The 24,213-nt window shown below is 42.8% G+C and carries 17 protein-coding genes; 15 read left to right on the top strand and 2 right to left on the bottom strand.

The features are described from left to right. Positions 1-117 precede the first annotated feature (117 nt). The 7 genes from ruvB (at position 118) to TZ92_RS00575 (ending at position 8,079) form a co-directional block, all read left to right on the top strand. Positions 118-1,116: a Holliday junction branch migration DNA helicase RuvB gene (gene ruvB, locus TZ92_RS00605; protein WP_071788233.1), complete on the top strand. Its 999-nt coding sequence runs from the start codon at positions 118-120 to the stop codon at positions 1,114-1,116. Next, positions 1,097-1,681: a nucleotidyltransferase family protein gene (locus tag TZ92_RS00600; RefSeq protein WP_033630394.1), complete on the top strand. Its 585-nt coding sequence runs from the start codon at positions 1,097-1,099 to the stop codon at positions 1,679-1,681. Before ruvB ends, TZ92_RS00600 begins: the two co-directional genes overlap by 20 nt. Positions 1,682-1,887: 206 nt before the next feature. Then, positions 1,888-2,646 (top strand): isoprenyl transferase, encoded by a 759-nt coding sequence (locus TZ92_RS00595; RefSeq protein ID WP_000466705.1) that lies wholly within the window; start codon positions 1,888-1,890, stop codon positions 2,644-2,646. A gap of 8 nt (positions 2,647-2,654) precedes the next feature. Next, positions 2,655-3,458, top strand: a complete 804-nt coding sequence (locus tag TZ92_RS00590) for a phosphatidate cytidylyltransferase (protein ID WP_033630393.1) — start codon at positions 2,655-2,657, stop codon at positions 3,456-3,458. Between the two features lie 15 nt (positions 3,459-3,473). After that, a complete protein-coding gene (gene rseP / locus TZ92_RS00585) occupies positions 3,474-4,730 on the top strand; it encodes an RIP metalloprotease RseP (RefSeq protein WP_033630392.1) in 1,257 nt (418 codons plus the stop codon). 17 nt (positions 4,731-4,747) lie between these two features. Beyond that, a complete protein-coding gene (locus tag TZ92_RS00580; RefSeq protein WP_033630391.1) occupies positions 4,748-6,601 on the top strand; it encodes a proline--tRNA ligase in 1,854 nt (617 codons plus the stop codon). Between the two features lie 98 nt (positions 6,602-6,699). Continuing rightward, complete coding sequence (locus TZ92_RS00575; RefSeq protein ID WP_033630390.1) at positions 6,700-8,079, top strand: glycoside hydrolase family 1 protein; 1,380 nt, start codon at positions 6,700-6,702, stop codon at positions 8,077-8,079. Between the two features lie 37 nt (positions 8,080-8,116). Here TZ92_RS00575 and TZ92_RS00570 read toward each other — a convergent pair whose 3' ends face one another. Further along, positions 8,117-8,530 carry an EamA family transporter gene (locus TZ92_RS00570; protein WP_033630389.1) on the bottom strand — a complete coding sequence of 138 codons (414 nt, stop codon included), beginning with the start codon at positions 8,528-8,530 and terminating at the stop codon, positions 8,117-8,119. Between the two features lie 215 nt (positions 8,531-8,745). Between TZ92_RS00570 and glmS the strand changes: the two genes are divergently transcribed. The 7 genes from glmS to TZ92_RS00535 all read left to right on the top strand — a co-directional run bounded on the left by glmS (position 8,746) and on the right by TZ92_RS00535 (position 16,241). Beyond that, positions 8,746-10,551, top strand: coding sequence for a glutamine--fructose-6-phosphate transaminase (isomerizing) (gene glmS, locus TZ92_RS00565; RefSeq protein ID WP_033630388.1), 1,806 nt, complete (start codon positions 8,746-8,748; stop codon positions 10,549-10,551). A 100-nt stretch (positions 10,552-10,651) separates the two neighbouring features. Continuing rightward, positions 10,652-11,185 (top strand): hypothetical protein, encoded by a 534-nt coding sequence (locus TZ92_RS00560; RefSeq protein ID WP_033630387.1) that lies wholly within the window; start codon positions 10,652-10,654, stop codon positions 11,183-11,185. A gap of 111 nt (positions 11,186-11,296) precedes the next feature. Then, positions 11,297-12,349, top strand: coding sequence for an LLM class flavin-dependent oxidoreductase (locus tag TZ92_RS00555; RefSeq protein ID WP_033630386.1), 1,053 nt, complete (start codon positions 11,297-11,299; stop codon positions 12,347-12,349). A gap of 226 nt (positions 12,350-12,575) precedes the next feature. Next, the gene (locus tag TZ92_RS00550) at positions 12,576-13,721 is read left to right on the top strand and encodes an amidohydrolase (protein ID WP_223329051.1); all 1,146 of its coding nucleotides are present in this window, start codon (positions 12,576-12,578) and stop codon (positions 13,719-13,721) included. Further along, positions 13,722-14,756, top strand: coding sequence for a methionine ABC transporter ATP-binding protein (locus TZ92_RS00545; protein WP_045594417.1), 1,035 nt, complete (start codon positions 13,722-13,724; stop codon positions 14,754-14,756). It begins immediately after the preceding gene. Then, positions 14,731-15,390: a methionine ABC transporter permease gene (locus TZ92_RS00540; RefSeq protein ID WP_033630385.1), complete on the top strand. Its 660-nt coding sequence runs from the start codon at positions 14,731-14,733 to the stop codon at positions 15,388-15,390. Before TZ92_RS00545 ends, TZ92_RS00540 begins: the two co-directional genes overlap by 26 nt. Before the next feature lie 17 nt (positions 15,391-15,407). Further along, positions 15,408-16,241, top strand: coding sequence for a MetQ/NlpA family ABC transporter substrate-binding protein (locus TZ92_RS00535; protein ID WP_033630384.1), 834 nt, complete (start codon positions 15,408-15,410; stop codon positions 16,239-16,241). Positions 16,242-16,444: 203 nt separating this feature from the next. Here the strand turns inward: TZ92_RS00535 and TZ92_RS00530 are convergent, their stop codons facing one another. Further along, on the bottom strand, positions 16,445-20,128 hold the full coding sequence (locus TZ92_RS00530) for a pullulanase (RefSeq protein WP_033630383.1): 3,684 nt from the start codon (positions 20,126-20,128) through the stop codon (positions 16,445-16,447). Positions 20,129-20,600: 472 nt separating this feature from the next. On the opposite strand from TZ92_RS00530, the gene rpoB reads away from it, so the two are divergent. Beyond that, positions 20,601-24,209: a DNA-directed RNA polymerase subunit beta gene (gene rpoB, locus TZ92_RS00520; RefSeq protein WP_033630381.1), complete on the top strand. Its 3,609-nt coding sequence runs from the start codon at positions 20,601-20,603 to the stop codon at positions 24,207-24,209. The last annotated feature ends 4 nt before the right edge of the window (positions 24,210-24,213 follow it).

Here is a 24,213-nt window from a genome sequence, read left to right as displayed (position 1 = left end):
TCCTAACTTTATTTAATGAAATCCTAAACTTTTCTTTTTCATAATAATCTCCCTAAAGAGGCCACCCAATCAGGTGGCTTTTTTGTTTGTGGCTTGGATTTTTGATATAATAGAGCCATGAGTAGAATTTTAGATAATGAAATCATGGGGGATGAGGAGTTGGTAGAACGTACCCTCCGTCCTCAGTATTTACGTGAATATATTGGGCAGGATAAGGTCAAGGACCAGCTGCAAATCTTTATTGAGGCAGCAAAAATGCGTGATGAGGCGCTGGACCATGTTCTTTTATTTGGTCCTCCAGGTTTGGGGAAAACGACCATGGCTTTTGTTATTGCCAATGAATTGGGTGTCAATCTCAAGCAAACATCAGGTCCTGTCATTGAAAAAGCGGGGGATCTGGTAGCGATTTTGAATGATTTGGAGCCTGGAGACGTTCTCTTTATTGATGAGATTCATCGCTTGCCTATGTCGGTGGAAGAGGTGCTTTATAGTGCCATGGAGGACTTCTACATTGACATCATGATTGGGGCTGGAGAGGGCAGTCGCAGTGTTCATTTGGACTTGCCACCATTCACCTTGATTGGGGCTACGACACGTGCGGGGATGCTCTCAAATCCTCTGCGGGCACGTTTTGGAATTACAGGTCATATGGAATACTATGCCCGTGCTGACTTGACGGAAATTGTTGAACGAACGGCAGATATTTTTGAGATGGAAATCACTCATGAGGCAGCTGCTGAGCTGGCCTTACGCAGTCGTGGAACTCCTCGTATCGCCAATCGTCTCCTCAAGCGCGTGCGCGACTTTGCCCAGATTATGGGAAATGGGGTTATCGATGATGTTATTACCGATAAGGCTTTGACCATGCTAGATGTAGACCATGAAGGTTTGGACTATGTAGACCAAAAAATCCTTCGTACCATGATTGAGATGTACGGTGGTGGTCCAGTTGGTTTAGGAACTCTTTCTGTTAATATTGCCGAGGAGCGTGAGACAGTCGAAGATATGTACGAACCTTACCTTATACAAAAAGGCTTTATCATGCGAACTCGTTCTGGACGGGTTGCAACGGCTAAGGCATATGAGCATTTAGGTTATGAATACAGTGAAAAATGAGCAAGAAATTCTAGATGCTTTCAGAGAAAATCCAGATATGATGACCATTCTGACCATCCTTCGTGACCTTGGTCTGAAAGATTCGTGGTTGGCGGCAGGTTCTGTCAGGAATTTCATCTGGAATCTCTTGTCTGACAAATCGCCTTTTGATAGTGAGACGGATGTGGATGTGATTTTCTTTGATCCAGATGTTTCTTATGAGGAAACAGTGTCCCTAGAGAAAAAACTGAGAGAGGATTTTCCTCAGTATCAGTGGGAGTTGAAAAATCAGGTCTATATGCATCTGCACAGTCCCCACACTGTGCCTTACACGAGTTCCCGTGATGCCATGAGTAAGTATCCAGAACGATGTACGGCGATAGGACTCCGCTTGCATGCCGATGCAACTTTAGAGCCCTTTGCGCCCTATGGTCTAGAGGATATTTTAAAGTTTCAAATTTCCCCAACTCCTCATTTTTTAGAGAATGAGGACCGAATGAAGCTCTATCAAGAACGCTTGTCCAAGAAAAATTGGAAAGAAAAATGGGAAAATCTGACTTTCTCAAAAAACTTAAGAAAAATTTAAGTTAGGGACGGTATACTAGGTTCATAAGTTAAGAGGAACTTAACTTAAACTCCTAAAACTTTTTCATAATAATCTCCCTATAAAACTAAGTCGCCCAATTAGGCGGCTTATTTTTTGTCTTTACGGAGAGCTAATAACTTAGCAATAGAAGAAAATAGGGAAATATGGTATAATGAAACGATAGATTTTTGAATAGGAATAAGAACATGTTTGGATTTTTTAAGAAAGATAAAGCTGTAGAAGTCGAGGTTCCAACACAGGTTCCTGCTCATATTGGCATCATCATGGATGGGAATGGTCGTTGGGCTAAAAAACGGATGCAACCACGGGTTTTTGGTCATAAGGCAGGAATGGAAGCCCTCCAAAAGGTGACCAAGGCAGCTAACAAGATGGGAGTCAAGGTCATCACGGTTTATGCCTTTTCAACGGAAAATTGGACGCGCCCAGATCAAGAAGTCAAGTTTATCATGAACTTGCCCGTTGAGTTTTATGACAACTACGTCCCTGAATTGCACGCAAATAACGTTAAGATTCAGATGATTGGGGAGACAGACCGTTTGCCTAAGCCGACTTTTGAAGCTTTGAAAAAAGCAGAGGAGTTGACCAAGAACAATACGGGCTTGATTCTCAATTTTGCGCTTAACTATGGTGGTCGTGCTGAAATTACGCAGGCTCTTAAGGGCTTGGCTCAAGATGTTCTAGATGCTAAAATCAACCCTGGTGACATCACAGAAGATATGATTGGGGACTATCTTTTCACGCAACACCTGCCAAAGGATTTGCGAGATCCGGACTTGATTATCCGCACGAGTGGTGAGTTGCGTTTGAGTAATTTCTTGCCATGGCAAGCAGCCTATAGCGAACTTTACTTTACGGATACCTTGTGGCCTGATTTTGATGAAGCCGCCTTGCAGGAAGCTATTGCTGCTTTTAACCATCGCAATCGCCGTTTTGGAGGAGTTTAGGAGAAGATATGACCAAGGATTTACAAAAGAGAACATTGTTTGCGGTATTGGCCCTGGCAATTTTCCTTCCAGTCTTGTTTGCAGGAGGGCTCTTGTTGCAGATAGGGATTGGCTTGTTAGCCATGCTAGGCGTCCATGAACTCTTGCACATGAAGGGGCTAAAGACTATGACCATTGAGGGCGCTTTGACTCTTTTTGCGACCTTCGCCCTCACAGTCCCTTTAGAAAATTACCTAACTTTTTTGCCTGTTGATGGGAATGTGGTTGCCTACAGTGTTTTGATTACCATAATGCTAGGGACAACTGTCTTCAGTAAAAACTATACGATTGAAGATGCCGCTTTTCCAATTGCTGTGAGCTTTTATGTTGGTTTTGGCTTCAATGCCTTGCTAGATGCTCGGGTGGCAGGTTTTGATAAGGTACTTTTGGCCCTTTTTATCGTTTGGGCGACAGATAGCGCAGCCTACCTGACAGGGATGAATTTTGGTAAACATAAGTTGGCACCAAGAGTTTCTCCTAATAAGAGTATTGAGGGCTTTGTCGGTGGTATTCTAGGTGCGGTACTGATAACAGTGATTTTCATGTTAGTGGACAGCACAGTTGCTCTTCCTTATGGGATTTATAGAATGAGTCTCTTTGCTGCCTTCTTCAGTGTGGCAGGTCAGTTTGGTGACTTGATTGAGAGTGCTACGAAACGCCATTTCGGTGTTAAGGATTCTGGAAGATTTATCCCTGGACATGGCGGTGTGTTGGATCGCTTTGACAGCATGCTGATTGTGTTTCCAATGATGCACTTATTTGGCCTGTTTTAAAGAAAGGAATATTGAATGATTGGATTGCTAACCTTTATCCTCGTTTTTGGGATTATTGTGGTGGTGCATGAGTTTGGACATTTTTATTTTGCCAAGAAATCAGGCATTCTAGTTCGTGAATTTGCCATTGGTATGGGGCCCAAGATTTTTTCCCATATCGGTAAGGATGGCACTGCTTATACCATTCGGATCCTTCCTCTTGGAGGCTATGTTCGTATGGCAGGCTGGGGTGATGATGCGACAGAAATCAAGACTGGAACCCCAGTCAGTTTGACACTTGCCGATGATGGTAAGGTCAAACGGATCAACCTCTCAGGGAAGAAACTGGATCAAACAGCTTTCCCTATGCAGGTAACTCAGTTTGATTTCGAAGATAAGCTCTTCATTAAAGGCTTGGTCTTGGAAGAAGAAAAGACTCTTGCTGTGGATCATGATGCAACGGTTGTTGAAGCAGACGGAACCGAAGTACGCATCGCTCCTCTGGATGTACAGTATCAAAATGCTTCTATCTGGGGCAAGCTCATCACCAACTTTGCAGGTCCCATGAATAACTTTATCTTAGGTGTTGTTGTTTTTTGGATCCTAATCTTTTTACAAGGCGGTGTTAGAGATACTCAGACAAATTTCTTTCATGTCATGCCAGAGGGAGCTTTGGCTAAGGTCAGCGTAGCTGAGACCGCTCAAATTACCAAGGTCGGCTCGCATGAAGTTAAAAATTGGCAAGACTTGATCCAGGCTGTGGAAGCTGATACCAAGGACAAGACTGCCCCGACCTTGGATGTGACCATTTCTGAAAATGGTAGCGAAAAACAAGTTACTGTGACTCCAGAAGAGAATCAAGGACGCTACATTCTCGGGGTTCAACCGGGGGTCAAGTCGGACTTTTTATCCACGTTTGTTGGTGGATTTACGACAGCTTCTGACTCAGGACTTCGCATCCTTTCGGCTCTGAAAAACTTGATTTTCCATCCAGATTTGAACAAACTCGGTGGTCCTGTTGCCATTTTTAAGGCAAGTAGCGATGCTGCTAAAAATGGAATTGAGAATGTTCTCTATTTCCTAGCTATGATTTCCATCAATATCGGGATTTTTAACTTGATTCCGATCCCGGCTTTGGATGGTGGAAAGATTGTGCTCAATATCCTAGAGGCTATCCGCCGTAAACCCCTTAAACAAGAAATTGAAACCTATGTCACTCTAGTTGGGGTTGTCATTATGGTCGTCTTGATGCTCGCCGTGACTTGGAATGACATCATGCGAACCTTCTTTTAAACATTAAAGGAGTAATTATGAAACAAAGTAAAATGCTAATTCCTACGCTTCGCGAAATGCCAAGCGATGCTCAAGTTATCAGCCACGCCCTTATGTTGCGTGCCGGTTATGTTCGTCAAGTTTCTGCCGGTGTTTATTCTTACCTACCACTCGCTAACCGTGTGATTGAAAAGGCTAAGAATATCATGCGCCAAGAGTTTGATAAGATTGGTGCGGTGGAGATGTTGGCTCCTGCCCTTCTCAGTGCCGATCTTTGGCGTGAATCAGGTCGTTATGAAACCTATGGTGAAGACCTTTATAAACTGAAAAATCGTGAAAAGTCAGACTTTATCCTAGGTCCAACACACGAAGAAACTTTTACAGCTATTGTTCGTGACTCTGTCAAGTCTTACAAGCAATTGCCGCTCAACCTTTACCAAATTCAACCTAAGTACCGTGATGAAAAACGTCCACGTAACGGACTTCTCCGTACGCGTGAGTTTATCATGAAAGACGGATATAGTTTCCATGCTAATTACGATAGTTTGGACGTGACTTATGACGAGTACAAGGCGGCCTACGAACGTATTTTCACTCGTAGTGGCTTGGACTTCAAGGCTATCATCGGTGATGGTGGCGCCATGGGTGGTAAGGATAGCCAAGAATTTATGGCCATTACACCAGCCCGTACAGACCTTGACCGCTGGGTTGTCTTGGACAAGTCAGTTGCCTCATTTGATGAAATTCCTGCAGAAGTGCAAGAAGAAATCAAGGCAGAATTGCTTAAATGGATGGTTTCTGGTGAAGACACCATCGCCTACTCAAGTGAATCTAGCTATGCGGCTAACTTAGAAATGGCAACAAACGAGTACAAACCAAGTAACCGTGTCGTTGCGGAAGAAGAAGTGACTCGCGTCGAAACTCCAGACGTTAAATCCATCGATGAGGTGGCAGCCTTCCTAAATGTCCCAGAAGAACAAACAATCAAAACCCTCTTCTACATGGCAGATGGTGAGCTTGTTGCAGCCCTTCTAGTTGGAAATGACCAACTCAATGAAGTCAAGTTGAAAAACCACTTGGGTGCAGATTTCTTTGATGTTGCGAGCGAGGAAGAAGTAGCAAATGTTATCTCAGCTGGCTTTGGTTCGCTTGGCCCAGTTGGTTTGCCAGAAAATGTGAAAATCATTGCAGACCGTAAGGTACAAGATGTTCGCAATGCTGTTGTGGGGGCTAACGAAGATGGATACCACTTGACGGGTGTGAACCCAGGTCGTGATTTTACTGCAGAATACGTAGATATTCGCGAAGTTCGTGAGGGTGAAATTTCCCCAGACGGACAAGGTGTCCTAAACTTCGCTCGTGGTATCGAGATCGGTCATATTTTCAAACTCGGAACTCGCTACTCAGCAAGCATGGGTGCAGATGTTTTGGACGAAAATGGCCGTGCTGCGCCAATCATCATGGGATGTTACGGTATCGGTGTTAGCCGTCTTCTCTCGGCAGTTATGGAACAACACGCTCGCCTCTTTGTTAACAAAACACCTAAAGGGGAATACCGTTATGCTTGGGGAGTTAACTTCCCTAAAGAATTGGCACCATTTGATGTGCACCTGATCACTGTCAATGTCAAAGACGAAGAAGCACAAGCCTTGACAGATAAACTTGAAGCTAACTTGATGGATGCTGGTTACGAAGTCTTGACAGATGACCGTAACGAACGTGTCGGGGTTAAATTCAGCGATAGCGACTTGATTGGTCTGCCAATCCGTATCACTGTTGGGAAGAAAGCAACTGATGGTATTGTAGAAGTTAAAATCAAGGCAACTGGTGACACCATCGAAGTTCACGCAGACAACTTGCTTGAAACGTTTGAAATCCTCAGCAAGAAATAAAAACTATAATCAGAAGAAAAACAAGGAAAAAATGTAACTAGTTTTTACCTTGTTTTTTCTATATAATGGGAAAAATGAGTAAACGAAGAGGTAAAGCTATGCTAAAATTTCCAAAGGATTTTGTCTGGGGTTCCTCCACTTCTGGACCACAAACTGAAGGGCACGTGCCTGGTGACGGCAAGGGGGACAATCTCTGGGATTATTGGTATCAGGTGGAACCCAATCGCTACTACAATGGGATTGGACCTGATAAAACATCGACCTTCTATGAAAACTGGGAAAAGGATATTGAGCTTTTGGTAGAGACTGGGCATACAGCCTTTCGTACTTCTATCCAGTGGTCTCGCATTTTCCCACAAGGCCGTGGAGAGGTCAATCCACAAGGGGTGACTTTCTACCGTCAGGTCTTTGAAGCTATTAAGGTCAAGGGGATTCGTCTTTTAGTCAATCTCTACCACTTTGACCTGCCATTTGCCCTGCAAGAAGATGGGGATGGATGGGAAAATAAGGCAACCGTCAGGGCCTATGAAGACTATGCTCGTTTTTGTTTTGAGACTTACGGTGACTTGGTGGACCAATGGATTACCTTCAATGAACCCATCGTCCCCGTAGAATTTGGTTATTTTTATGATGCCCATTATCCTCACAAGGTAGATGCTAAGGCGGCGGTTAAGGTTGCTTATCATACGCAATTGGCTAGCAGTCTTGCGGTTAAGGCCTGTCATGAGATTTTGCCTGATTCTAAGATTGGGATTGTCCTCAACTTGACACCAGCCTATCCACGTAGTCAGCACCCCGCAGATGTCAAGGCCGCTCGCATTGCCGATCTCTTCCAAGCTCAATCTTTCCTAGACCCATCTGTCTTGGGAGCTTATCCAGAGGAATTAGTAGAAATCTTGTCTGAGCATGATTTGCTGCCAGAGTACACTGTTGAAGAGTTAGAACTCATTCGCGAGAATACAGTTGATTTCCTTGGAGTCAACTACTATCAGCCTTTGCGCGTTATGGCGCCACGTTTTGCCAAGCACCCGGATAGTCCACTCTTGCCAGAACATTTCTATGAGCCTTATATCATGCCGGGCCGTAAAATCAATCCTCACCGCGGTTGGGAAATCTACGAGCAGGGGATTTATGATATTGCTCAAAATATCAAGGAAAATTATGCTAATATTGAGTGGATGCTGACCGAAAACGGCATGGGTGTTGAAGGGGAAGATAAATTCCGTGTGAATGGCATGATTCAGGACGACTATCGTATCGACTTTGTCAAAGGACATCTGCGTGAACTTCACCGTGCCATTGAAGACGGAGCTAATTGTAAGGGTTACTTAATCTGGACCTTTATCGACTGCTGGTCATGGCTCAATAGTTATAAAAATCGCTACGGTCTGGTTGAGCTTGACTTGGAAACACAGGAACGTCGCCTGAAGAAATCAGGCCACTGGTTCAAGGAACTCAGCGACCATAATGGATTTTAAGAATAAAAAAGTGAGATGGTGTTCATCTCACTTTTTATTACAATATCATCACCAAGGTCCCAATCGTAATCAAGATACAGCCAATAATTGTTTTAAACGTCAGGACATCCTGTAGGAAGAAAAAGGCTAGAATGAGGGTAATGACGAGACTGAATTTATCGACAGCAGATACCTCAGTCGCATTGCCCATCTGTAGTGCCTTGTAGTAGCAGAGCCAGGAGGCGCCAGTGGCCAAGCCAGATAAGATGAGAAAGAGCCAACTTTTTCTACTGATGTTGACAATTTCGGTCTGACTATTGGTCAAGAAAACCATGGCCCAGGCCATAAGAATGACAACGACCGTACGAATAGCGGTTGCTAGATTGGATGGAACTCCCTCAATCCCAATCTTGGCTAAAATTGACGTTAAGGCTGCAAAGATAGCAGATAAAAGTGCGAAGAAAAACCACATGGCCAATACCTCCTCCCCTTATTATAAGTAATTGATGCTGACTTGTCAGGTATCAAGTGAAATCTTGATAAAATACCAGATAGAAAAACTATACCAATTTTTATTCTTGACAAGTGAGAAAAACAAGTATATACTGTTTTTGCTGATTCTGTAAAAGGGAAATCAGACTATACCAATTTAAGGAGAAAGCACAGCTGGTCTGTGTCGTATATACTATGTGTGGAATTGTTGGTGTTGTTGGAAACACAAATGCAACTGATATTTTGATTCAAGGGCTTGAAAAGCTCGAATACCGTGGCTATGATTCTGCGGGGATTTTTGTCCTAGGTGGTGCTGAAAATCATCTAGTTAAGGCTGTCGGTCGTATCGCAGAATTATCTGCTAAGACAGCTGGTGTTGAGGGGACAACTGGTATCGGACATACGCGTTGGGCGACTCACGGAAAACCAACTGAGGACAATGCTCACCCACACCGCTCTGAGACAGGACGTTTTGTCTTGGTGCACAATGGGGTGATTGAAAACTATCTCGAAATCAAGGAAGAATACCTTGCAGGTCACCACTTCAAGGGGCAAACCGATACGGAAATCGCTGTTCACTTGATTGGGAAATTTGCAGAAGAAGGTCTCTCAGTTCTTGAAGCCTTCAAAAAAGCTCTTCACATCATCCGTGGTTCTTATGCCTTTGCCTTGATTGACTCTGAAAATCCAGATATCATCTATGTCGCTAAGAACAAATCTCCACTTTTGATTGGTCTTGGAGAAGGCTATAACATGGTCTGCTCCGATGCTATGGCCATGATTCGTGAGACCAACCAATACATGGAAATTCATGACCAAGAGTTGGTAATCGTCAAGGCTGATAGTGTCGAAGTTCAAGACTATGATGGCAATCGCCGTGAACGTGCTAGCTATACTGCGGAGCTAGACTTGTCAGATATCGGTAAGGGAACTTACCCTTACTACATGCTCAAGGAAATTGATGAGCAGCCAACAGTGATGCGCAAACTCATCCAAGCCTACACAGATGAGGCCGGTCAAGTAGTGGTTGACCCAGCTATCATCAAGGCTGTTCAAGATGCAGACCGCATCTACATTCTCGCTGCTGGAACATCGTACCACGCAGGATTTGCTTCTAAGAAAATGCTGGAAGAATTGACAGATACACCTGTTGAACTTGGAATTTCATCTGAGTGGGGCTACGGTATGCCACTTCTCAGCAAAAAACCACTCTTCATCTTTATCAGCCAGTCTGGTGAAACAGCGGATAGCCGTCAGGTTTTGGTTAAGGCCAATGAAATGGGCATTCCAAGCTTGACAGTGACAAACGTGCCAGGTTCAACTCTTTCACGTGAAGCCAACCATACTATGCTCCTTCACGCAGGTCCTGAAATTGCCGTGGCATCAACCAAGGCCTACACAGCACAAATCGCAGCCCTTGCCTTCCTTGCAAAAGCAGTCGGAGAAGCAAACGGGAATGCCAAAGCGCAAGCCTTTGACCTGGTTCATGAGTTGTCAATCGTAGCTCAGTCTATCGAATCAACCCTTTCAGAAAAAGAAACCATTGATGCAAAGGTTCGAGAGCTTCTTGAAACAACTCGCAACGCTTTTTACATTGGACGTGGTCAAGACTACTATGTAGCCATGGAAGCCAGTCTCAAACTCAAAGAGATTTCTTACATCCAATGTGAAGGCTTTGCGGCAGGAGAACTCAAGCACGGAACCATTGCCTTGATTGAAGAAGGAACGCCTGTCTTGGCCCTCTTGTCAGATCCAGTCCTTGCTAACCACACTCGTGGAAATATCCAAGAGGTCGCAGCCCGTGGTGCTAAGGTTCTCACTATCGCAGAAGAAAATGTTGCTAAAGAGACAGACGATATCGTTCTTACGACTGTCCACCCTTACCTCTCACCAATCTCAATGGTCGTACCAACGCAATTGGTCGCTTACTTTGCAACCCTCCACCGTGGTCTTGACGTGGACAAACCACGTAACCTTGCTAAGTCAGTAACAGTAGAATAAGCTAAGAAAGTCTAGTTCATCTAGACTTTTTTGCTCTCTCTTGGTATACTTGAGTGAGGAGTATTTTTGCTCGCCTTTAATTTTTTATAAGGAGAAGAAAATGAAGAAGAAAAAAAGTATTATTGCTATGCTGGTTGGTATCGTCTTGTCTAGTTCTTTCTTGATACGTACGGTCTTGATCCATCAGGCGAGACAAGCGAAAAAGCAAAACCTGGAACGGATTGCTGCGGTGCAAGAGACGGTTCAGTCTCAAGATCAAAAGAAAGCTGAAGAGCAGAAAGAACACTTTAAAAAGGCATTTGAAGGTATGGATAAAACTTCCATTCTAATGAAAAACTATGATAGCCACACACCGATTAATGGAGACTACAGTTTTGGTACCAAGGATGGCGTGTACTACCTAGTAGAATTAAAAACAGGGAATAAAGTAGCTCTGGAAGGTGTGGACAAGGCCTTTCCATTGTCTGTCAAAAATGAGGACACAAATAGTACGGAGCTTGCCCTGGTTGTCCGTAAAGACCAAGTTTGGTACATGATTGATACAAAGGGTGAGACGATTTACACTTTTGAACAAACAGAATTGACAGAAAACTCGAAGTTGACTTTGAAAGACAATAAACTACAGGTAGAATAAACTAAGAAAGCCTAGTTCATCTAGGCTTTTTCTAATGAGCAAATCCATTGAAAGTAAAACTAATTAGTGATAAAATACTCTAAAAACTAAAAGAGATAGCGAGGAAACAGGATGGTAGAATTAGGAATTTCAACATTTGGTGAAACAACCGCTCTGGAAGCGACTGGGCAGATTTACAGTCATGATGAACGCATTCGTCAGTTGGTGGCAGAAATTGAGCTGGCTGATAAGGTTGGTTTGGATGTGTTCGGGATTGGGGAGCATCATCGGGAGGACTTTGCGGTATCGGCGCCAGAGATTATTCTTGCAGCTGGGGCAGTCAATACCAAGAAGATTCGTTTGACTAGTGCGGTCAGCATTCTCTCGAGTATGGATCCGATTCGCTTGTTCCAACAATATGCTACCATCGATGCCTTGTCAAATGGACGGGCAGAGATTATGGCTGGGCGTGGTTCATTTACCGAGTCTTTCCCACTGTTTGGCTATGACTTGAAAGACTATGAAGCCCTCTTTGATGAGAAATTAGACATGCTCCAGTTAGTCAATGAAAAGACCAAGATAGACTGGCAAGGTCAATTGACCCAAAGCATTGCTGGAAAAGAAGTCTATCCCCGTCCAGTTCAGGACAAACTGCCATTGTGGGTGGCGACAGGTGGCCATGTCGAATCAACAGTGAAGATTGCTCGGGCAGGGCTGCCGATTGTCTATGCCATTATTGGTGGTAATCCGCGTTATTTTAAAAAGCTGATTCAAGCTTATCGTGAGATTGGAAGGGATGCCGGTCATGCGAATAAAGACCTAAAAGTGGGGGCTCATTCTTGGGGCTGGATTGCTGAGTATGGCGAGCAGGCGGTGAAAGATTATTTTCATCCAACCAAGCAAGTGGTGGACGCGATTTCCAAGGACCGTCCACACTGGCAGGAGTTGACCTATGAGCAATATTTGGAGCAAGTTGGTCCAAATGGTGCCATGTTTGTGGGAAATCCAGATCAGGTCGCAGAAAAATTGATTCGCATGATTGAGGATTTAGACTTGGACCGTTTCATGCTCCATCTACCGCTTGGTTCTATGCCACATGATCAAGTTTTGAGAGCCATTGAACTCTTCGGCACACAAGTGGCGCCGAAAATACGTGCTTACTTTGCCATGAAAGAGGGGTTATAAAAAAATTCAATCGGCTTGATAGAAAATCTATATCAACTCCTTTTTGAAAAATAGATGAAAATAAAGTGAATCTTTGAAAGGCTAGTAACATCAAGCTTTTCAGGGATTTTTTTCTTTACAGATATAAAAATTTCCAATCGAGTTGATAGTCAATATATATTGGGAAAAGGGGAAAAGGAGTGGTAAGATGGTTTCATTCCAGATGGAAGGAATGGAGGAGATTAAAATGAGTATTAGTCAATCTCATTTAGAAGAAGAATTTAAATGGTTTCATAGTCACCCTGAATTGTCATTTGAAGAATTCGAGACAACGAAACGAGTAAGACAGTTATTAGAAAAAACTGGCATTGAGATTCTAGATTTACCCTTAAGAACGGGCCTAGTAGCAATTATTAGAGGTAATAAGAGTGGGCCAACAATTGCCATCAGAACAGATATTGATGCCCTTCCTATCCAAGAAAACACATCTCTAGACTATCGTTCTACCCATTCAAATGTGATGCATGCATGTGGTCATGATTTTCATCTAACTTCTGTATATGGAGCAACACTCCAGTTGCATGCGCTAAGAAAAGACTTAAAAGGTACTATAAAAATTATTTTTCAACCAGCTGAGGAAATTTTTTCAGGAGCTGTTTATGTGATGGAAGCGGGCGTTTTGGATGATGTCGATGCTATATTTGGTTTACATGTCAATCCCTCTTTGCCTGTAGGAACTGTTGCTATTAAAGCAGGTAGTGTTACAGCAGCCGTGGATCGTTTTCAAATCACTCTACGAGGAGTGGGAACTCATGCAGCTCACCCGGATCAGGGAATTGATCCCATCATTGGGACAACCCAATTAGTGACAGCTCTACAGTCAATCATCAGTAGAAATGTCAATCCTTTTTCAACAAACTTAATTAGTGTAACTCATATAAAAGCTGGAGCAACTTGGAATGTGATACCAGAAGATACTTTTGTTGAAGGGACTGTAAGGACTTTAGATATGGTGGATAGGCAATTTATTAAAAAGAGGATTTATGAACTAACAGAAAATATTGCACAAGCCTTTAATCTAAAATCGGAGATTAATTGGATTGCAGGACCTCCGGCAACCAAGAATGACGGAAAATTAGCTGAGTTTGCCACAGAAATTGCTCAAAAAAGTGGATTGGAAGTTGTCCAGCCAGCAGATAGTTTAGGTGGAGAGGATTTTGCCTTCTATCAACAAAAGATTAAAGGAATGTTTATTCTGGTAGGAACAGGCGAATCTTATCCTTTACATCATCCAGAGTTTCAAGTGAATCCAGGAGCTCTTCTTGCCACTTCGAACTTGCTAGCAAGAATTGGGAAAGAATATTTAGAGAAACTTGTTGAGAAAGGGGAGTAAATGATTGAATTAAGAGACGTTACGAAACAGTTTCAAACCAAACAGCACACGGTTACTGCCTTAGATAAAGTTTCCCTAAAAATTGAAAAGGGTGATATCTTTGGAATTATTGGTTATTCAGGTGCTGGGAAGTCGACATTGCTAAGAATGGTAAATGGATTAGAGAAGCCGAATGAGGGCGATGTTATTGTCGCAGGTAAGTTAATCAAAGATTTGACAGAAAATGAACTCAATCAACTTCGGAAAAAAATTGGAATGGTGTTTCAACAGTTTAGTTTGTTAGAAACAAGAACAGTATTTCAAAATATTGCACTTCCTTTGGTATTGTTAAGAAAGAATAAGAGTGATATCGATCAAAGAGTAGAAAAACTACTTGATTTTGTGGACTTAAAGGATAAAAAGGATGTTCCAGTAAATAAATTGTCAGGAGGACAAAAACAACGTGTAGGTATCGCTAGGGCTTTAGCCACAAATCCAGAGATTCTACTCTGTGATGAGGCGACAAGCGCTTTAGATCCCAAAACAACACAATCTATCTTGAAATTATTAAAAAAAATCAATCAAAACTTTGGGATTACGATCTTGTTGATTACTCATGAAATGGAAGTTGTAAAGGAAATTTGCAATAAAATGGCTGTCATGGAACATGGGGAAATCGTAGAACAAGGTAGTGTTGTAGATTTGTTTACTTCTCCAAAAAATGACTTGACAAGAAGTTTTATTCATACCATTGTGAATCACAATATTCCACGAAGTATTTTAAAAAGACTTGATCAACGATTTCCTATCTATAGATTGACTTTTTTAGGTGAGAATTCAGAACAGGATCTTCTATCAAGAATCAATAAAGAATATAAGGTTTCGACTCGGATTTTATCTGCTTCTGTAAATGAAGTAGGGGAAACTGTTTTAGGAATTTTGTTTATCCAAATTGAAGGAGAAGAAAATTTACTCAAAGAGGTTGAGGAGTATGTTCGTAAAAATCAAGTTTCAATAGAGAGGGTTGAGTATGGTGAAGGATTGGTTACAAATTAGTAGTGATAAATTAGTTGAATCAGCGAATCAGACCATATATATGATTGGTTGGTCCTTATTTTTTGGAATGTTACTGGCGATTCCCTTGGGATTAGCAATGACTTTATGCAGAAAAGGTGGCCTAAAGGAAAATTTAGTTGTATTTTGGATTATCAATGGTATTGTAAATATTGTTCGTTCAGTTCCATTTGTTATTCTATTGGTGTTTATAGCACCAATAACAAAAATTGTTGTGGGGACTCGGATTGGAACTACTGCAGCTATTGTTCCCTTGGTTTTGTATATTGCACCCTACTTAGCTCGCTTAATAGAGGCTTCTTTATTGGAAGTGAAATCTAGTGTATTGGAGGCAGCTCAGGCAATGGGAGCCAGTACATTGCAGATTATCTGGCATTTTCTATTACCAGAGGCAAAAGCTTCGCTTATTTTAGCTTTGACAACAGGAACAATAGGTTTGCTTGGCGCGACGGCTATGGCAGGTACGATTGGAGGAGGGGGAGTTGGAGATTTGGCCTTAACTTACGGTTACCAACGCTTTAATACATCCCTGATGTTTGCTACTGTCGTGATTTTAATTGTGATTGTTCAACTGATTCAAGCAATTGGAAATTATTTATCTCATAAATTTAGATAGAAGGAAAGAAAAAATCAATGAAAAAACTAACAAGTGTGATTCTATTTTTAGTAGGACTACTGTTTTTAGTAGCCTGTTCAACAAATGGTGGAAGTACAGAATCTGCAAAAGAACAATCCTCTGATAAGAAAGTTATCAAGTATGGGAAGGCTGCAGGTCCTTATACAGTTTTATTTGAAGATGCTATTATTCCCATCTTAGAAAAGGAAGGGTATCAATTTAAGGTAGTGGAATTTTCAGACTTACTACAGAATGATACAGCTCTAAATGAAGGTGAGATTGATGTCAATGTTGAACAACATACTGCTTATATGGAAAATTTCAATAAAACGCAAAATGGAGATCTTGTTGCTATTAGTAAAATTCCAACAATTCCAGCAGGTATTTTCTCATCTAAGAATAAAGATTTAAAAGCTATCGCTAAAGGAGCAAAAATTGCCATTCCAAGCGATGCTTCAAATACAGCTCGTGCTTACAAGTTACTTGAAAAAGCAGGTTGGCTAAAACTAGATCCAAATGCATCTGTTTCGAAATTGACGAAAGACGACATTGTTGAAAACCCTTATCAACTTGAGATTACGGAAATGGATTCAGCTAATATCCCTAGATCTTTGGATGACTTTGATTTCGCAGTTATAACAGGAAGTATTGTTTACAGTGCAGGAATTGATGCTTCAACAGCTTTGTTGCAAGAGGATATCTTGGAACATTTGATTTTACAAGTGGTCGTTAAAGAGAAAAATAAAGATAGTGACTGGGCAAAGGCAATCAGAGATGCTTACCATTCAAAAGAATTTAAAGACTATTTAGAAAAAAATAATAAGGGCTTGTGGTTTGTACCGAATGATTGATTTTATAGATAAAAAATAAAAACAACACCCCATGACTAGAAGATTCTTCTGACCATGGGGTGTTTTCTCTATAGGAGGGCTTGGTTATACTCTTCGAAAATCTCTTTAAACCTCGTCAGCTTCGCCTTATCTACAAGTTCAAAGCTGTGCTTTGAGCAGCCTGCGGCTAGCTTCCTAGTTTACCCTTTGATTTTCATTGAGTGTTATTTCTTTTTCTTGTTTTTTATCAACCATCCAAGTCCGAGAAGGGCAAGGATGCTGAATCCAGCAAGGGCAAGAAGGGATTTGTTCTCAGTACCTGTGTTTGGAAGGAGGTTTTGAGAGTTAGCCTCTGCAGCAGTTTCTTGAGTTTCAGGATTGGCTACTAGGTTTTGAGCTTGACCTTGTTCTTGTTCGACTTCCAAGCTAGAAAGGTCAAATTCTGGTTTTTCTTCCACAGCTGGAGCGACAATGGCACCACCTTGAGACAAGCGGAGAACAACGGCAGTGAGAGCGTTCAATTTCAAGCCTTTTTCAGTCCATTCGAGACCTTGAGGTTTAACGATTCCTACTGGTCCGGCTTGATTTTCATCTGCGAGGACTTCAGCCTTTCTCAAGTGAGCAAAGGCAGTTCCTAGAGTAAATTCACGAGCCTTATCATCCGCATTGACAAAGACAGCGTAGACATCACCGTTTGGAGCAGTAATTTGGTAGCCGATGACTACATCTTCTTTTTCAACACCATTTTGTCCTGGGACAGTAATGAGTTGGACGCGCTCTTTGATATCTTGTAGACTCTTGAGTCGGAAAGCGTCCGTAGATTGACGAAGAGCAATCAGACCTTTCATGTAGTCACGACTCTTGACATTTTCAGGATATGCTTTGCTATCGGTAGCCTTGGTCCAATCAAACTTATTGACGGCATCACTAGAGTCGTAAGAGTCATGGATAAAGTAAGGATAGACAAATGGCTTGCCGTCTTTGTCACGCAACAAGTGAGACTTGTTTGGAACCTTATCTTCAGGAACAGGAGTCTTATAGGCTGGATCAAGGAATTGTTTGGTACGTCCATATTCCTGCCCAGAGTGGATAAACGGAGTTCCTTGAGCAGTCAAGACCATGAGGTTTCCAAGTCGCAAACGACGATGGATCTCAGCGTAGTTTTCAGCCTTGCTTGGGTCTTTTTTGATAGACTGAGCAATAATGTCAAAGAGGGTCAAGTTATCATGGGCTGCGATATACTGGATAACATCTCCAGGACTGTCTGCTTCAAAGTTAGTTGGTTGAGCAATGAGATTTTTAAAGATGGTATTGATATCGCGTTTTCCACCTGTGATAAAGGCAGGTTGGCCTTCGTTTGGATAACCAGACTTGAGGTTGTTACGGAGATCATCTGAAAAGACAGCGACAGTATCGGTATGTTTCATCCAATCTTGGTCAGCAGGCTTAGTAGGCATGTTTTCGTCACCAGCATAGGTTCTCCAACCTTCGCCTAGCATGATTAGATTTGGGTTAAGGGCGCGTGCAGCTTTGTAAGCTTCTTCAATTGAAGCCGCATCGTGATCACCCATCATATCGAAACGGAAACCATCCACTTTGTAGGTTTCAACTAGATACTTGATAGAGTCTACCAAGACACGCTTAGACATGTAGTGGGTTGTTCCCAAACGACCGCCACCGAAGCTAGTACGTGGAGTTCCGTCTGCATCCATAAAGTGATAGTAGTTTGGCTCAATATCTTCAAAAATATCAACATTTGCAGTATGGTTGTAGACCACGTCCAGGATAGCCCCCATGCCACGTTTGTGGATTTCGTTGATGAGGTTTTTGAATTCTGCGATACGTTTTTCTGGATCCTTAGGATCGCTTGAGTACATACCAGTCAAGGAGAAGTAGTTTTGAGGGTCATATCCCCAGTTGTAGTTGCTGTTGCTTGAAGCGTAGGCAGACAAACGTTCATGGTTTTTCAATTCGTTGACAAAGTAGTAAGACAAGACTGGAAGGAGCTGGATGTGGGTCACACCCAAGTCTTTGAGATAGTCCAGTTTTTCGATAAAGGCTTCAAAGGTACCAAATGGCTTGGTCAAGTCTTTTGCGATGGCAGGATCCGAAGTGAAGTCACGCACATGAGCCTCATAGATAACGACATCTTCACGTGATTTGAAGTTACGAATCTTTCCATAGGTCAAGTCTTGCGGACCTAACTTCGCTGGATCGACAAAGGCAGCTTTAGCGACCTTATGAGCGGCATCTGTTTTTGCTAGGTCACTATTCCAAGCCGCTAATGATTTGGCATAAGGGTCAAGAACGAGGACAGTTTTACCTTGGCGCTCGATCTGGTAGTGGTAGTAATAGCCAGTGTAGTTGCTGATACCGAGACCAGAGTTTGCATCTAGAGTTTGTTTCCAGGTTCCTTTTTCTCCTTTTTCAAGGGCGACAGTTCCAACTACCTTTTCAGGGTCTTTCTTGTCATAGACAACAACGGAAACCTTATCAGCACTTGGAGACCAGAGGGTGAGGTCAACACGCTTGCCATCTTCTTTTAGAGTTGCGCCGAGTGGACCATCGTAACTGTAGGACTCATCCTTGAGGCGCCAGCTTGAACGTGTGGTAAAGCGGTCTGAATTGTAGCTGACAGTGTAAGGGTGTTGAGTGTCAGAGAAGTCGCCGATGTAGGTCACTTTTTTACCTGCCTCATCCACTTCCACGTCTGTGATAGCTACTTTATTCCCTTGGTAATCAGTGATGCTGGAGTGTTTGAGGATATCGTCTTTCTTAGCTCCAACGAGGGTAGAAAAACTGCTTTCGATACGAGATTTAGCCACGTGTTGGGCACCAGTCATACGGATATCGTGAACGTAGTAGGGGTTGGTGTAGATGGTTTCGTCATCATCTTTGAGGAAAATCTGACTGTGATTTTTTAGATCAGTGAATTTATAATCTTCTTTTCTGATTTTCACATCATCGCCTTTCTTGCTTTCGTCTAGTAATAAAAATCCAAATTCTCTTGCAGCTTCATTGAGTGGGATATCAATGTAACGGCCATATTTTCCAGTTGCTATAAAGTCAGTACCGTCAGGCCATTCTCCACTACTTGGGTTCTTGACATCGCCCCAATACCAAAGAGATTTTTTGTCATAGTTTCCATCGGTGCGGTAGTAGTTGACACGAATAGTTCCTGCTGGTTGAGGGCGGTAGTTGTATACCTTGTAGTTTTCATCTAGCCAGGCCTCATTCATTTTTGGAGAGAGGCGCTCTACAGAACGGTCTCCAGTCAGGTTATCCCCCTTGGTATTGTTGATGAGGAAGCTGACTTTCTTGGCTTGCTCATTTTTGAGTTTGACATCTAGATAATAGCCGTAGTCATCTTGCTTGGCATCCTTGAAGGACTTGGTTCCAGTGGGCCAGTTTTCAGACGGCTTCTCAACATCGTCCCAAGTCCAAAGACCTTGAGAATCTTTGTTCTCTTCAGGGAGTTTTTTTACATGGATACGGAAGTGGTTGTCTGCGATGGGTTCTTCAGAGGATGTGTCAGCTTGTGGTTTTTGTTCTGAAGTTGGCGTTGCAGTGCTAGCATCTACTTTCTCTTCCTTGCTGTTAGCCTGGCTTGTGCTAGCATCTTCTGTTTTGGGTGTTTCTGGCGCTGTAGTAGTTTCCCCAGCTGGAGCTTCTTTTTTAGAATCAAGGGAAGCGTTTGCATTCTTTTGTTCAGAAATAGGCGTTTCCGTTTGAGTTTGACTCGTTTCAGTTTCAGTAGGGGCCTTGGCCACAGCGCTAGTATTTTCCTGAACTTGAGGGAGGTTTCCGTTAGCCGAAATGGTTGGCATTGTAGCTGAAAGCAGGACAACGCTAGCACCGATAAGGACAGATCCTGTTCCATTTTTTAAGGAACGAATACCGTAAATCATTTTTTCTCAGTTTGAGATAGGATTTTTTTATCACAATTCTCCTTGTGTAGTTGTTCCCTATCAGTATAGCACGAGGTAAACATTAGTGCAAGCGTTTTCCTAATTTTTGAGAGAAAATAGAATGCTTCATTCTCTTGAAATTTTAAAATAATATATAGGAGAAGATTGTTTAAAAAATAGTAAAAAACCTTGAAAAATCTAGCTAAATAAGGTATAATGTGAATAATCATTTGTCGTAGGTTTTGTCTGAAATATTGTCCAGACAAGGCTCACAGCAGTTAAATCTTCTGAAAAAGTCAGATTTAGCTGCTCTTTTTGTGCTTTTTTTCAGGTTTTTGAGTACTTGTAACAAAGATTTAAAGATTCTGAAAATTCATCAAAGGGACACGGTGATAGGGGTTTTAAAAACCATATGACGATTAGAAAAGCCTGATTGACAAGGCTTGGAATTTATTTACAAAGGAGAATCATCTTGGCAGGACATGACGTTCAATACGGGAAACATCGTACCCGTCGTAGTTTTTCAAGAATCAAAGAAGTTCTTGACTTACCAAATTTGATTGAAATTCAAACGGATTCATTCAAAGATTTCCTAGATCACGGTCTTAAGGAAGTATTTGAAGATGTATTGCCAATTTCAAACTTCACAGACACAATGGAGTTGGAATTTGTTGGCTATGAAATCAAGGAACCAAAATACACGCTCGAAGAAGCTCGTATCCACGATGCTAGCTACTCAGCACCAATTTTTGTAACCTTCCGCTTGATCAATAAAGAAACAGGCGAAATCAAGACCCAAGAAGTCTTCTTTGGTGATTTCCCAATCATGACCGAAATGGGTACTTTCATCATCAATGGTGGTGAACGTATTATCGTTTCTCAGTTGGTCCGCTCACCAGGTGTTTACTTTAATGACAAAGTAGACAAGAACGGTAAAGTGGGCTACGGTTCTACTGTTATTCCTAACCGTGGAGCTTGGTTGGAACTTGAAAGCGACTCAAAAGACATCGCTTATACTCGTATCGACCGTACTCGTAAGATTCCATTTACGACCTTGGTTCGTGCGCTTGGTTTCTCTGGTGATGATGAAATCTTTGATATCTTTGGTGACAGCGAATTGGTTCGCAACACTATTGAAAAAGATATCCACAAGAATCCAATGGACTCTCGTACAGACGAAGCCTTGAAAGAAATCTACGAACGCCTTCGTCCAGGTGAGCCTAAGACTGCTGAAAGCTCACGTAGCTTGCTTGTAGCACGTTTCTTTGACCCACGCCGCTACGATTTGGCAGCTGTTGGTCGTTACAAGATCAATAAAAAACTCAACGTTAAAACACGCTTGCTCAACCAAACCATTGCGGAGCCATTGGTAGACCCTGAAACTGGTGAAATCTTGGTAGAAGCTGGTACCGTTATGACTCGTAGCGTGATTGAAAGTATCGAGAGTTACTTGGATGGCGACTTGAACAAGATCGTTTATATTCCAAACGATGCAGCTGTTCTGACAGAACCAGTTGTCCTTCAAAAATTCAAGGTTGTTGCCCCAACGGACCCAGACCGTGTTGTAACCATCATCGGAAATGCCAATCCAGACGACAAGGTTCGTGTTGTAACTCCTGCGGATATCCTTGCAGAGATGAGCTACTTCCTTAACTTGGCAGAAGGTATCGGACGTGTGGATGATATCGACCACCTTGGGAACCGTCGTATCCGTGCAGTTGGTGAATTGCTTGCCAACCAAGTACGTCTTGGACTTTCTCGTATGGAACGTAATGTCCGTGAACGTATGTCTGTTCAGGATAATGAAGTTTTGACACCGCAACAAATCATCAACATCCGTCCAGTAACAGCTGCGGTTAAAGAATTCTTTGGTTCATCACAGTTGTCACAGTTCATGGACCAACACAACCCGCTTTCTGAGTTGTCTCACAAACGTCGTTTGTCAGCCTTAGGACCTGGTGGTTTGACACGTGACCGTGCTGGATATGAAGTTCGTGACGTGCACTACACTCACTATGGTCGTATGTGTCCAATCGAGACACCTGAAGGACCTAACATCGGTTTGATCAATAACTTGTCATCTTACGGGCACTTGAACAAGTATGGTTTTGTTCAAACACCATACCGTAAGGTTGACCGTGAAACTGGTGTAGTCACAAACGAAATCGTTTGGTTGACAGCCGATGAAGAAGATGAATTTACTGTAGCGCAGGCTAACTCTCGCCTCAACGAAGACGGTACTTTTGCTGAGAAAGTTGTCATGGGACGTCACCAAGGGGTCAACCAAGAGTATCCAGCAGAAGTGGTTGATTACATGGATGTGTCACCAAAACAGGTAGTTGCCGTTGCGACAGCATGTATTCCTTTCTTGGAAAACGATGACTCCAACCGTGCCCTCATGGGTGCCAACATGCAACGTCAGGCTGTGCCTTTGATTGATCCAAAAGCACCTTACGTTGGTACTGGTATGGAATACCAAGCAGCTCATGATTCTGGAGCGGCTGTTATTGCCCAGTATGATGGTAAAGTTACATACGCAGATGCTGACAAGGTAGAAGTACGCCGTGAAGATGGTTCATTGGACGTTTACCACATCCAAAAATTCCGTCGTTCAAACTCAGGTACTGCTTACAACCAACGCACTCTTGTTAAAGTTGGCGATGTCGTTGAAAAAGGCGACTTTATCGCTGACGGACCTTCTATGGAAAAAGGGGAAATGGCGCTTGGACAAAACCCAATCGTTGCCTACATGACATGGGAAGGTTACAACTTCGAGGATGCCGTTATCATGAGCGAACGCTTGGTCAAAGACGATGTCTATACATCTGTCCACCTCGAAGAATATGAATCAGAAACGCGCGATACAAAGCTTGGGCCTGAAGAAATTACTCGTGAAATTCCAAACGTTGGTGAAGATGCCCTTAAAGACCTTGACGAGATGGGTATTATCCGTATCGGTGCTGAGGTTAAAGAAGGCGATATTCTTGTAGGTAAAGTAACACCTAAGGGTGAAAAAGACCTTTCAGCTGAAGAACGTCTCTTGCACGCTATCTTCGGAGACAAGTCTCGTGAAGTGCGTGACACTTCTCTCCGTGTACCTCACGGTGCTGATGGTGTCGTTCGTGATGTTAAGATCTTTACACGTGCAAATGGAGATGAGTTGCAATCAGGTGTTAACATGCTGGTTCGCGTCTACATCGCTCAAAAACGTAAGATCAAGGTCGGAGATAAGATGGCCGGACGTCACGGAAACAAAGGGGTTGTCTCTCGTATCGTTCCTGTAGAAGACATGCCTTACCTTCCAGACGGAACTCCAGTCGATATCATGTTGAACCCACTTGGGGTGCCATCACGTATGAATATCGGTCAGGTTATGGAGCTCCACCTTGGTATGGCAGCCCGTACTCTTGGTATCCACATCGCAACACCAGTCTTTGACGGAGCAAGTTCTGAAGACCTTTGGGACACTGTTAAAGAAGCAGGTATGGATAGCGATGCTAAGACAATCCTTTACGACGGACGTACAGGTGAGCCGTTTGACAACCGTGTATCAGTTGGTGTCATGTACATGATCAAACTCCACCACATGGTTGATGATAAATTGCACGCGCGTTCAGTCGGACCATACTCAACCGTTACCCAACAACCACTCGGAGGTAAAGCTCAGTTTGGTGGACAACGTTTCGGTGAGATGGAGGTTTGGGCTCTTGAAGCCTACGGTGCGTCAAATGTTCTCCAAGAAATCTTGACTTACAAGTCTGACGATATCAACGGACGTTTGAAAGCTTATGAAGCCATTACAAAAGGAAAACCAATTCCAAAACCAGGTGTTCCAGAATCCTTCCGAGTTCTTGTCAAAGAATTGCAATCTCTTGGTCTTGACATGCGTGTCCTTGACGAAGATGACCAAGAAGTGGAACTTCGCGACTTGGATGAAGGAATGGACGAAGATGTCATCCACGTAGATGACCTTGAAAAAGCCCGCGAAAAAGCAGCCCAAGAGGCTAAAGCAGCCTTTGAAGCAGAAGAAGCTGAGAAAGCAACAAAAGCGGAAGCAACAGAAGAAGCTGCTGAAGAATAAGCAG

Origin of the sequence: Streptococcus oralis subsp. oralis (genome assembly GCF_000960035.1) — a bacterium.
Taxonomy (GTDB): Bacteria; Bacillota; Bacilli; order Lactobacillales; family Streptococcaceae; genus Streptococcus; species Streptococcus oralis_G.
This window is presented reverse-complemented; position numbering and strand designations above follow the sequence as displayed.

Bases quoted from the DNA above. Each gene is read 5' to 3' on its own strand.
- TZ92_RS00570 (WP_033630389.1), bottom strand. From the start codon at position 8,530: ATGTGGTTTTTCTTCGCACTTTTATCTGCTATCTTTGCAGCCTTAACG.
- TZ92_RS00600 (WP_033630394.1), top strand. From the start codon at position 1,097: ATGAATACAGTGAAAAATGAGCAAGAAATTCTAGATGCTTTCAGAGAA.
- TZ92_RS00595 (WP_000466705.1), top strand. From the start codon at position 1,888: ATGTTTGGATTTTTTAAGAAAGATAAAGCTGTAGAAGTCGAGGTTCCA.
- TZ92_RS00545 (WP_045594417.1), top strand. From the start codon at position 13,722: ATGATTGAATTAAGAGACGTTACGAAACAGTTTCAAACCAAACAGCAC.
- ruvB (WP_071788233.1), top strand. From the start codon at position 118: ATGAGTAGAATTTTAGATAATGAAATCATGGGGGATGAGGAGTTGGTA.
- TZ92_RS00590 (WP_033630393.1), top strand. From the start codon at position 2,655: ATGACCAAGGATTTACAAAAGAGAACATTGTTTGCGGTATTGGCCCTG.
- glmS (WP_033630388.1), top strand. From the start codon at position 8,746: ATGTGTGGAATTGTTGGTGTTGTTGGAAACACAAATGCAACTGATATT.
- TZ92_RS00580 (WP_033630391.1), top strand. From the start codon at position 4,748: ATGAAACAAAGTAAAATGCTAATTCCTACGCTTCGCGAAATGCCAAGC.
- rseP (WP_033630392.1), top strand. From the start codon at position 3,474: ATGATTGGATTGCTAACCTTTATCCTCGTTTTTGGGATTATTGTGGTG.
- TZ92_RS00555 (WP_033630386.1), top strand. From the start codon at position 11,297: ATGGTAGAATTAGGAATTTCAACATTTGGTGAAACAACCGCTCTGGAA.
- TZ92_RS00530 (WP_033630383.1), bottom strand. From the start codon at position 20,128: ATGATTTACGGTATTCGTTCCTTAAAAAATGGAACAGGATCTGTCCTT.
- TZ92_RS00560 (WP_033630387.1), top strand. From the start codon at position 10,652: ATGAAGAAGAAAAAAAGTATTATTGCTATGCTGGTTGGTATCGTCTTG.
- TZ92_RS00540 (WP_033630385.1), top strand. From the start codon at position 14,731: ATGGTGAAGGATTGGTTACAAATTAGTAGTGATAAATTAGTTGAATCA.
- TZ92_RS00550 (WP_223329051.1), top strand. From the start codon at position 12,576: ATGAGTATTAGTCAATCTCATTTAGAAGAAGAATTTAAATGGTTTCAT.
- TZ92_RS00535 (WP_033630384.1), top strand. From the start codon at position 15,408: ATGAAAAAACTAACAAGTGTGATTCTATTTTTAGTAGGACTACTGTTT.
- TZ92_RS00575 (WP_033630390.1), top strand. From the start codon at position 6,700: ATGCTAAAATTTCCAAAGGATTTTGTCTGGGGTTCCTCCACTTCTGGA.